The sequence below is a fragment of the Vibrio cyclitrophicus genome (assembly GCF_024347435.1).
Lineage (GTDB): Bacteria > Pseudomonadota > Gammaproteobacteria > Enterobacterales > Vibrionaceae > Vibrio > Vibrio cyclitrophicus.
Genome location: NZ_AP025480.1, coordinates 1018933 through 1031101, shown reverse-complemented (window position 1 = coordinate 1031101; position 12169 = coordinate 1018933). Strand labels below are relative to the sequence as shown.

The 12169-nt window shown below is 43.8% G+C and carries 6 protein-coding genes and 1 tRNA gene; 5 read left to right on the top strand and 2 right to left on the bottom strand.

Features of this window, described 5'->3' with window-relative positions:
* Window positions 1-227 precede the first annotated feature (227 nt).
* Window positions 228-303: transfer RNA gene (locus OCW38_RS04815), tRNA-Asn, on the top strand.
* Window positions 304-604: 301 nt separating this feature from the next.
* Here the strand turns inward: OCW38_RS04815 and melB are convergent.
* A complete protein-coding gene (gene melB, locus OCW38_RS04810; RefSeq protein ID WP_261895275.1) occupies window positions 605-1978 on the bottom strand; it encodes a melibiose:sodium transporter MelB in 1374 nt (457 codons plus the stop codon).
* Window positions 1979-2454: 476 nt separating this feature from the next.
* Entirely contained in the window at window positions 2455-4572 is a 2118-nt protein-coding gene (locus OCW38_RS04805) for an alpha-galactosidase (protein WP_261895273.1), read from the bottom strand.
* An 844-nt stretch (window positions 4573-5416) separates the two neighbouring features.
* Between OCW38_RS04805 and OCW38_RS04800 the strand changes: the two genes are divergently transcribed.
* The 4 genes from OCW38_RS04800 to OCW38_RS04785 all read left to right on the top strand — a co-directional run bounded on the left by OCW38_RS04800 (window position 5417) and on the right by OCW38_RS04785 (window position 12146).
* Window positions 5417-6658 carry a carbohydrate porin gene (locus OCW38_RS04800; RefSeq protein ID WP_010437160.1) on the top strand — a complete coding sequence of 414 codons (1242 nt, stop codon included), beginning with the start codon at window positions 5417-5419 and terminating at the stop codon, window positions 6656-6658.
* Window positions 6659-6765: 107 nt separating this feature from the next.
* The gene (locus OCW38_RS04795) at window positions 6766-7668 is read left to right on the top strand and encodes a MalM family protein (protein ID WP_016799495.1); all 903 of its coding nucleotides are present in this window, start codon (window positions 6766-6768) and stop codon (window positions 7666-7668) included.
* A gap of 113 nt (window positions 7669-7781) precedes the next feature.
* Window positions 7782-10883, top strand: coding sequence for a beta-galactosidase (locus OCW38_RS04790; RefSeq protein WP_261895270.1), 3102 nt, complete (start codon window positions 7782-7784; stop codon window positions 10881-10883).
* 258 nt (window positions 10884-11141) lie between these two features.
* Window positions 11142-12146 (top strand): substrate-binding domain-containing protein, encoded by a 1005-nt coding sequence (locus OCW38_RS04785; protein ID WP_010437150.1) that lies wholly within the window; start codon window positions 11142-11144, stop codon window positions 12144-12146.
* The last annotated feature ends 23 nt before the right edge of the window (window positions 12147-12169 follow it).

Genomic DNA, 12169 nt, shown 5'->3' with positions numbered 1-12169 from the left:
TTTAAATACATTACTTTATTTGTATTTTTTACATTTTCAGATTTATCCCGATTATTGTTGTTAAGATTTCACACACACACTTATCCACAATTTTGGTGGATAACTAAAGCAAAGCTAAATCCGATAAGGTGTTCAAGAAAGTAAAGTTTTTTATCTTACTTTTTTCTGCTATTTTTTGTTGACAGAAAATCGGACTATTATTAAAATTCGCATCGCTAACAAGCAATTCCCCTTTAGTTCAGTTGGTAGAACGGCGGACTGTTAATCCGTATGTCGCAAGTTCAAGTCTTGCAAGGGGAGCCAAATTCAGAAAAGAGCCCAATCGAAAGATTGGGCTCTTTTCGTATATAACTGCGACTAACTTGTTCCAAGTTAATGTCACACCCGAATCGCCGGACCTTGCTACACGCCCGTTTTCGAGCCTCAGAAAAGAGGCCAAACTTAAGAAGCCGCATCACTCGATGCGGCTTTTTGCGTTTTAGTTACAGCAGAACTCGGTGAACTCAGTATTAATAATTAACATCCATAAAAAACGCCTCACTAGGAGGCGTTGGAGCTTAGTGACTAAACTGAGTTTTATTCTAGATTAGACGTCGTTTAGCGGTTATGCTTCTGCAGTAATAACATTTACCGGAGTTTCTTTATCAGCTTGGTCTTTATCAAAACCTTCGTGTAGATGGTAGTAACGTTTATAAACAAGAGCACTTACCGTCATTAGAATCGCAGGGACTCCTACCATCATGAACTGTAAACCCATAATTGTACTGTCAGACTGTTCAACGTTTGGTACATAACCTACCACCGACAACCCCATACCAACAATAAAACCACCAGCCGCGCCTGCAAACTTAACAAGCATCGTTTGAACAGAGAAGATAACACTCTCACTGCGACGACCTGTTTTGTGCTCACCGTAATCCACGACATCGGCAAGCATTACAGTTTGCAGTGCGTTAGCGATACCGACACCAAACTTGATTGCAGCGCCTGCGATACCGATTAGAATCGTGCTACCTGGTGCGATAAAGCCCATGATAAGTAGCGTGATACAAGACAGCACTGGGAAGCCACAAGCAATAACCCATAAGTGCTTGCGTGGTAACACTGATGCAATACGAGGGAACAAGAAAACACCAGCGACTTCAGCGACACCTGCGACCATCATATATACTGGGAACAGGTCAGCATTGCCTAAGGCATAAGAAAAGTAGTAAATCGCAAAACCACCAACTAGCAAGTTTGCTATTTGGAACGACAATACGGTACCAATAAGTGCTTTTAGCTGGTCATTCTTACCAATGATAACCAGTACATCTTTAAAACTGAAGCGTTCTGCTGGTTTAGCATTCGCCGGTGCAGATTTTTCTTTCACGTTACGAGCAATCAAAAACGCACTCATCACGAACAATACCGCAATCAAAATAGCTACGTTGAAGAAGCCTTGCCCTTGGTCACCATCACCAAGCTTACCAACAATGTGTAAACCATAAGTACCAGTGACAAACCACGCTAAGCTAGCAAACAGTCTCGGCCACACAACAAGCTTTTCACGTTCTTGACGAGAGCTAGATAACGCAGGAATCATAGACCAGTATGGAATATCCATAATGGTGTACGTAAGCCCCCACAGAATATAAGCAGCGGCTGCATAAATGTATAACGTAGTGCCTTCAAACATATGCGTACTAAAAAGACCCACTAGCACTACAGCATTTAATAAGGTACCAATAACAATCCAAGGACGAAATTTACCAAATCTAGAGCGCGTGTTATCAACGATAACGCCCATCATTGGGTCGGTGACCGCATCGACAATGCGCGCGGCCAAAAAAATAGTACCCACAAATGCCGCTGACAACCCAGCAACGTCGGTAAAGTAAAACATTAAGAAAATGTAGATCGGAGCACAGGCAAAATCTTTACCTAAAGCCCCAAGTCCATAAGATAATTTGGTTTGTAGAGTAATTTGATCAGACATAGTATTTCCTTCAGGCGCGTAACTTCATCTCCTAACAGACGTTGAAACGCTTACCTTTTATTTATAATAATTTATCCACTCAAGTTCTGTTTTAGAGCCACTCTATGGTCGCTTCTTAAAACACTCAAGTATCAAGTCCGACGCTAATGTAACCATTCCAACGAACAGATACTGTGATCAACAACCATTCAAATGGAAACGTTTTCAGTCAACTATCTAAAGTGAGAGATCGAACAATAAAAAAAACATTTTCTAGGAAATACCGGTAATTAAAGCGCTAAAAACAGCTAACAAGGCAAGATTAAGCATGAGAACGATTACACTACGTCATATTAAATTGTGTATTACCTAGCCCCCTTACGCTAGTAAGGTCGCTTTAAGCCTATTAGATAATTATTGATGACTTATTGAAGGCAATAAAAAACCGCGTAAGTGCACCTACGCGGTTCGTCAAATATAAAAGTCGAAGCTAAAACTTAGTCGATACGTTCAAACTTAATCAGCATCGCTGTTTCTGCATCAAGTATTGGCATCGTTAGACCAACCTCAGCACACCAAGCACCTGATAGCTCACAGCCAGCTTCTGTCCATGGTGGTTGATAATTCACAATATCGTCGTAGTTTAACGGTTTATCAATCACAGAAACTTTGTATAAGCTTTGTGGATCTAGCCCAGGCATGCGCAAATGACCGCTCAACGAATTAGTTGGCATTGCCAGCTGTGCAATCATCACAACAGCTTCTGACACATCTTCGGAAACGACCGCATGGATTTGATGGGCACTATCGTCCGTTGGAACTCGCCAAGTTCTCCCGCTATGCAGTAACGGACGCAGCATCTTATGTAGCTTTATGTAGTGCTCAAAACCCTGTTTCTCTTCTTGAACTTCTTTTACAGGGTCTAATTCAATCCCCATATGACCAAACAGTGCTGTCAGGCCACGAAACTCAATACTATGACGACGACGGGTGCTATGGCAGTGGCTCGCACCTATATGACTTCCCATTACCTCAGGAGGGAAGAAGTAGCTCATCCCGCGCTGAATAGTTTGCCTTTCTAATGCATCATTGTTATCTGAAGCCCAAAAACGTTGCGTACGCTTAAGAACCTCAAAATCGATACGACCACCTCCAGCCGCACAAGATTCAATATCAACCATAGGGTGCTTATCTCGGACTTTATCGACCAACTCATAATAGCGAGCGGTTTGTTGATGAGCTGCAGCCCTGCCTAAATGCGCAGGTTGTACAACTTCTCGGTTCATATCCCACTTAATGTAAGCAATGTTGTACTTACTTAAGAAATGATCAAGACGTTCAAACAGAAAGTCGAATGCTTGTTGATTCTGAAGATTGATAACATATTGATTGCGACCAGTTGGTTGGTCATAGCCGTCCACCGCGAGCAACCAGTCTGAGTGGGTTCGGTATAAGTCAGAATCCTTATTGATCATCTCAGGTTCAAACCACAATCCAAACTCCATACCTAATTGATTAACGTGTTCAACTATCGGCTCTAAACCACTTGGGTATTTTTTTTCATCTAAGAACCAATCCCCTAGTGCGGCCTTGTCTCCACAGCGCCCTTTGAACCAGCCATCATCAATGATAAAGCGCTCTACTCCCATATCCGCGGCTTGGCTAGCCATCGACATAATATAATCAGGATCATGGTCAAAATAGATGCCTTCCCATGTATTAAGATGGATAGGTCGAGGCTTTTGTACGAAAGACTCCGGCAAGATGGAACCTCTCACGTGGGAGTGGAATTGGTGGCTCATTCCATTTAGGCCTTCCGAGCTGAAACTGGCATATAACCAAGGTGTCGTTAAGCTTTCACCTTCATCCAATGCAATCTCGCCCGGTAGATAAATAACTTCCGCTTGCACGTAGCGACGACCGTCTGCTTTTACATCCGCGCGCAGTCTGTGATTACCACTCCAAGCGAAGTGAATACCCCACACATCACCTGCCATTTCATTAAAGTTAGCGGTACCAACAACCATCGCTGGATAATGTTCATGAGACGTTCGTCCGCGGCGATTTTCTTGTTGATAGCCCCCTTGCTGTAAGGGTTGACGCACCGTTTGGAACTCATGTACCCAGCGGCCGTAGTACGTCATCAACTCATTAGCTCTTGCTGGTAATGGTAATGTATTGGCGAGACGGCTCACCTGATAAAGGCCGGCTTTAACGTTGCTTAAGGTGTGACGAGATTTCACAACATCATGTTTATCAAGGCATAACTCGGTTGTTAAACGTAAGCCTGCACGTACATCTTCACTCTCAATGATTAAGTTAGATGGTGTTTGTTGAATATCCGTAATAGAGAACACAGGCGCCCAGTCCAATCCGTCTCGGTGTCCTTCTAATGCCGGACTGCTGAACACACCGCGCCCGAGTTCTGGGCTCAGCGACATAGCAACATCATTATCAAGGCGACCGCAAGGAACAGGCCTTTGAAGAGAAACACGAAAGTTTGCTAGATCGCCACGAACTGGAACTCCCCAATGCAGAATTTCCGCGAAATCACCAAGTTCAACGATCAGTTGCGAGTCTTTGCCCGTAATTTCTACTAGGGATTTATTCGTCATTTTATTTAACCTTAAGGCGTTTAATTACCCCGTATCATAATTATTGAGCTGAGAGTTTCTGTGATCAAACCCAAAATCATGAAAACGTTTCCATTAAATATTATAAGATTAATAGGTTCAAATAATACCTCCTAATTCAAAGATTTATACCAACAATCACCTCAACACATATACTCCAGATCCCAAAAAATAGGGGTATTCCACATTAAATAAAGCGTTATAATATTAAAATAAACAGGAGTTTAACAACAATCAAACCCATAAAATTCAATGGGTTATGATATAGCTGTAATTTGAAAATTAGCTCAGACACATTTCCTCTTGAACTCGCCACACCACACTCGTATTCTTAACCTTTAGAGTACAACTATGAAGTGTCTCCCTGGGTCCTAACTTTTACATTCCAGCTTGACGGTATAGAACTCAATGCCTGTAGCCTAACTTCAGCATTGAATTTGATACTTGCTTCCTTGTCTCACATGCCCAGTTATCATTGACTGGGCTGCTTTTCCCCTCAAAAAATCCCCAAGACACTGATAGCCCTAGCCTCGCATCACTATTACCTACGTCCGAACACAACGAACAACTTCAGCTCTAACGCACGGTCAACCTCCACAACCCCTTAAATAGAAAACGATTCCACTAAAAATCCACAGAAATCGCTATAAAACCTCCACTACAAGCTCAATAATCAGATCAAAATCACACAAAATAGTCACAAACCCATCAATAGAGCAAAAATGCCAACCTCATCATGAAAACGTTTCCATTGTTTATTTACACTCTCGCTCGAGTTAGGACTCAAACATAAAAATATCCATAAAAAAAATAATGGAGACACTTCATGAAACAAAAAATGCTAGTTAAAGCATTAGGATTCACTCTGGCCCTCACCCCATTAATCAGCTCCGCTGCAGTGGAAAACGTAACGTATTTTGGTTATGCGAAATGGGGCAACATCTACACCGACAATGACCAACATAACGATGGAAAAGGAGAACGAAACGACGTTATTCGAGCAAGCCAAGGTTACGGTAACTATCGTTTAGGCAATGAATTGAACTGGTGGGAAGCCGGTGTTAAAGCGGATGTATGGCGCGACAATGACGCCTATTTTGATACCACTATCTACCTGGGTAGTGGAGATAGCTGGGGGGATGTCAGCACGATCCAACTTTGGTCGGCAGGTCATGGCCTTATCGACGGCCAACCCAACGCAAAAATTTGGGCTGGTGAACGTTTTTACCGTCGCCACGAAGTCCACATGATAGATGTGAAGTACTGGGATACATCTAGTACCGGTGTTGGTATTGAAGATTGGGATCTCGGCTTTGCTGATGCTCACTTAGCCTGGATGGCACCAAATTCCAGTGACGATGGGCGTAGTCTTCATAACATTGATGCTCGCTTGAGCGGCATTGAATTGAGTGACACAGCAGATCTTACTCTTGGTTTGAACTACGTAACCACGCAGAACTCGAGCTACGACGATAAAGACATTACTACTTCTGGCGCAATGCTCTCTGCACTTTACCGTCAAGCTTGGAACTACGGTTCAAACACCTTGGCCTTCCAATATGGTACCGATGCGTTGGCAGGCGGATTAATGAGTGCTGAAGGTGGCTCAAACAGAAAATACAGCACGGGCGTTGAACACGATGGCTCTAGCTGGCGACTGTTTAACCACGGTGACTTGAATATCAGTGAAGATGTTCAAGTGATGTACTCCATCGCTTATCAAGACAAAAACCTAGATAACAACGATGGTGAGAAGTGGTTCAGTGTGGGTGCGCGCCCTCAATATGCTTGGACAGATTACATGTCGACAGCATTAGAGGTGGGTTACGAAACGGTAGAAGCTCAAAACGGAGCCGGCACCAACGATATGTATAAAGTGACCGTGGCTCAAATGTTCCAAGCTGGCAAAGGGGTATGGGCTCGCCCATCAATCCGTATCTTTGCAACTTACTCTGAATCAAATAACGAGTGGGATCGTGGTAACGAAGTGTATGGCACGGCGACGAGCATAAACGCAGAGACCGTCGATGAGATTACCTTTGGTTTCAACGTAGAAACTTGGTGGTAAACCACAACCTCCGAGCGTCTATTCAATTAACGAATTGACGCTCTACACTGGAATAGCAATTTAACGGGGAAAGCCGCTGTTTTCCCCTTTACTAAGGTAGCAATCAGATGAAATTAAAATCATTGGTGACCATTGTCGCTGCACTCACCGTTAGCGCATGCAGCGGAATACCAGAAAATGAACTCAATACTGATTTCAATAACAGTGCATGCTGTTCTCAATTAAATGCGCTGCCAACGACTCAATTGCCTATTCCATTTCACCAACAAGTGATTATGGACGGTCATTTACCGACCCTCTCCTCTTCATTGTTAAACCAAAATACACAGGCAAGTAGGCAGCGCTTTCCAACTATCGCGTATCAAATCAGTAACACGACAGAATCGCTGTCTTTATTAATTCGCTCATACATTAAAGATGACGCGCTTTTCGCTCCGTCTGTTTATGTCTTTGACAAACAATGGCAACTGCTAGGTCATTACAACGCTAACGACTTCACTTACCACCCTACCTCTATGCAAGGCCTAGAAAGAATTGAGGTATCCATTTCACTTATGCCCCAACGAGACAATGCACAATATGTTGTTGTCAGTACCGATAGCACAAAATTAGACAGCACTATCAGCCGTATTCGCCCGGAAGAATTGTATTCAGAATCTCAGCAAATCATAGGCAATAAGCAACTGCCTCTGACTGCCACGTTGAGCAGCGTAGGTGTCATTGATGTCACGGCGAGCAAATCAACAAACAACGCCGTTTTGACTCTATTGGCTGAGCTTGGCGTTTCATCCAACAATGAGCCCGATACCTTAGGTTCAAAGCAAGTTTCTCAACCATCAACTCAGGCAGTTGAAACCAATCAAAAGGCGCAATGGCTGAATATCCAAAAGGACATCGACCAAGCCCTAAACAACAATGACATCAAACAAGCCGCATTTATTGCTAATCAAGCGGCCGAACAGGGCATGCCCGAAGCAAAAGGTTATTTATTAAAACAGCTAGCTGAATAAGCCAACAGAACAATACGTAGAACCAACTATTTGATAACGGTCATCACGGTTTAAAAAACTGATGACTTAATAGAATTATTACCAATATTGAACACTTTAAGAGTAGGAATACCATGAAGGCATTTTCAAACATCATCCAAAGACGCGATTGGGAAAACCCGCAGTCTGTGAATATCCACTGCCTAAATGCGCACAGCCCATTATCAAGCTACCGCAATCTCGAACACGCCCGAGACGGCATTGAATCACGACGTAAATCTCTTAATGGACAATGGAAGTTCAAATACTTTGACACACCGGAAAACGTTAACGGTGAGTTCATCGAAACAAGTTTTGATGACTCACAATGGGACGAAATAACTGTTCCTGCTAACTGGCAACTTCAAGGCTACGATAAGCCGATTTACGCTAACGTAAAATACCCATTTGAAGTCAATCCACCGTTCGTTCCAGCAGACAACCCAACCGGTTGTTACCGTACTCAAGTTACATTAACGGAACAAGATTTAGAGAACACACAACGTATTATCTTTGATGGTGTAAATTCTGCTTTTCATCTTTGGTGTAACGGTGACTGGGTTGGCTACAGCCAAGATAGCCGCTTGCCTGCCGAGTTTGACCTAACTCAGTACCTAACAGTTGGCGAAAACACACTTTCAGTAATGGTGATGCGTTGGTGTGATGGTAGTTATCTTGAAGACCAAGATATGTGGTGGCTAAGCGGTATTTTCCGTGATGTAACCTTGCTAGCAAAACCAAAGCAGTGCATTGAAGATGTGTTCGTTACACCAGACTTAGACTCGTGCTACCGCGATGGTTCGCTATCTATCGTGACAAAAATTACTGCACCAGACATCTTCCAAGTTCAGGTTCAATTGTTTGAAGGCAACCACGCGGTGACCGAACCGATTATCGATCGCCCACACAATCGCCGCATTGATGAGCGTGGGACATACAATGATGTGGTATTCCAAACTCTTCATGTCCGAGAGCCAAAGAAGTGGAGCGCAGAAGTTCCTAATCTCTATCGAATTGTCGTTTCATTGCTTGATGAACAAGGTAAACACCTAGAAAGTGAAGCTTATCAAGTTGGTTTCCGAAAAATAGAAATGACCGACGGTCAGCTAAAGCTAAACGGCAAACCGCTATTGATTCGCGGCGTAAACCGTCATGAGCATCACCCAGAGTTGGGGCATGTGATGACGGAAGAAGATATGATCCGTGATATCTGTCTAATGAAGCAGTACAACTTCAACGCTGTACGCACAGCTCACTATCCTAACCACCCTAGATGGTATGAACTGTGTGATGAATACGGTTTATATGTGTGTGATGAAGCAAACATCGAGACACACGGCATGCAGCCTATGAACCGCTTGTCTGCCGACCCGCAATGGGCACACGCTTATATGAGTCGATACACACAAATGGTGATGCGTGATAAAAACCACGCTTCAATTATCATTTGGTCTTTGGGCAACGAGTCAGGGCACGGCAGCAGCCACAATGCGATGTATGCTTGGTCGAAACAGTACGACCCTTCTCGCCCTATACAGTACGAAGGCGGCGGTTCGAACACCACAGCAACTGACATCATTGCTCCAATGTACGCACGTGTTAACAGCACTATCGAAGACGATGCGGTTCCGAAGTGGTCTATCAAAAAATGGGTTTCTTTACCTAATGAGCAACGCCCGCTGATCCTTTGCGAATACGCGCACGCAATGGGTAACAGCTTAGGTAGCTTTAACGATTACTGGGATGCATTCAGAGACTACCCTCGCCTGCAAGGCGGCTTCATCTGGGATTGGGTTGACCAAGGCCTAAGCCAATGGGATGAAAACGGTGAACACTTCTGGGCATACGGTGGCGACTTCGGTGACACGATCAACGACCGTCAATTCTGCATCAATGGTTTGATCTTCCCAGATCGCAGCATACATCCAACCTTGGAAGAAGCGAAGTACTGCCAAAGAATGATCAGCGTGACATTGGATGAGCAAACTGAAAACCAAGTCCGCCTAACGGTGACCAATGAAAACCTATTCCGTGCGACTGATAATGAAACACTGAACTGGCAATTGCTCGAAAACGGCATCGCGATTCAATCGGGCAAACAAATTTTAGCAATTGCGGCAGACAGCTCGCAAGCTCTTGAAATAGATATGATGTTCGTACCAAAAACAGAGGCTCAATATCATCTCGACACAGATATCACTCTGACTCATTCAACCCAATGGGCGAAAGAAGGCCATGTTTGTGCAACGGAACAGTTTGCCTTGCGTAACCAAGCTGGATTACAAATTCCTGAGCCGAAGAACGCCCTCGCACCTCAAGTAAAACAAAACGACACTCACGTGATGGTGTCTAGCCTAGATGAAACACATCAATGGCAATGGGATACACAAAGCGGATTACTTACGAATTGGATTGTCGATGGACAACCTCAGGTACTCAAAGCACCAGAAGATAATTTCTATCGTGCGCCACTAGATAACGACATTGGCATCAGTGAAATAGACAACATCGACCCGAACGCATGGGCTTGTCGATGGGAACTTGCAGGTATTGGTCAATGGGAACGTCAGTGTACAAGTTGTATCGTGCAAGCACTCGCAGATTCAGTACAAGTGGCGTCAGTATTCGCCTACCAATTTAATGGCCAAATCCAAGCGATTACAAAATGGCAATACACCTTAAATAACCTAGGTGAAATGAATATCGCGGTTGATGTCACCTTAGCCGATCACTTACCACCGATGCCGCGTATTGGTCTTGAAATGGAGCTGCCTTTACCAATCGAAACCGCGAATAAAACACCGATTTCATGGCAAGGTTTAGGGCCGTTTGAAAACTACCCTGACCGCTTAGCCGCTGCGCGATTCGGTTTACACAAACAAACACTGGATCAGATGCACACGCCGTATATATTCCCAACCGATAGCGGGTTACGTTGTGGAACCAAAAACTTGAATGTGGGAAGTATCGGGATCGAAGGCGATTTTTCATTCAGTGTGAGTCAGTACAGCCAGCAACAATTAACGGATGCTAAGCATATCAATAACCTGACTCGTGAAGATAAAATCTATGTACGCGTTGATCACCAACATATGGGCGTTGGTGGTGATGATTCTTGGAGCCCAAGTGTTCACCAAGAGTTTCAACTCACCGACAATCAATATCGTTATCAGGTTACGCTAACAAGCACATCATAAGTAAAATTAAAGTCAACGGCTCGACCTTAAGCCGCTTGGTTTTGCGATGCTCTGACTAGCTTGATTCACACGCCAATGTGATTCCAAAGCCGAGCTCTTGACTAGAGCTTGGCTTTTTATTTTCAAACGAATAAGTCAATCAGAAATAAACCATTAAACCTCGTCATATTTGATGTTTAGCATTTGAATTGCCTAACTATCCGTTGTTAAATGTCCAACCATCAGCACACAGCATTATATTTAGAATAAGAGAGCGGAATGGCTACCATCAAAGATGTTGCGAAGGAAGCAGGCGTATCAATCGCGACCACCTCTCGAGTAATCAACAATGCACCTCACACAAGTGAAACCGCGATTGCAGCAGTAAAAGCCGCTATGGAAAAACTCGGCTATCGCCCAAATGCCAACGCCCGAGCATTAGTCAGCAAATCTTCAAATGCGATTGGTGTACTAGTTAATGATGTCTCTGCTCCGTTCTTTGGCTCGATGATCAAAGCCATTGATACCGTGGCAAGCGAGCAAGAAAAACAGTTATTGATTGGCAGTGGCTATCATGACGCCACCAAAGAGCGTAATGCCATTAATCTACTGATTAACAGCCGCTGCGAATCACTCGTTGTTCATAGTAAAGGCATTAATGATGAAGAATTAGTAAAACTGGCAAACGAAGTACCCGGAATGGTGTTGATCAATCGTATTGTGCCCGATATCGAAAACCGCTGTATTGCACTCGATAATCGCCGAGGCTCTTACATTGCAACCGAACACTTGATTAAAAATGGCCACAAACACATCGGCTACATTTGCTCGAGTCACAATATTGAAGATGCTCATGACCGTTTAGGTGGCTACTTAGACGCGCTCAAAGAATACGGCATTGAATCGAACGATGAATACATCGAGTATGGAGAACCTGATGAGCTCGGCGGCGAGCAAGCCATGGTTAACTTGATGGCAAAAAACACTGATATAACTGCCATTGCAACGTATAACGACTATATGGCGGCAGGCTGTTTGGCACTATTACAAGAAAATGGGGTTCATATTCCAGAAGATATGTCAGTTATTGGGTTTGACGACGGCCACATTGCACGTTTCATCTATCCTCGATTAACCACTATTCGCTATCCAATCCAAGTTATGGCAAACCAAGCAGTTAAGCTCTCTCTTCAACTCGCAAGTGACGAACCTAAAGAGCATCCGGAGCACAAATTATTTATGCCAATTTTGGTGCGTAGAGCCTCTGTCCGAAATATTAATTGAGAAAACTCAAACTTTTGAAGACT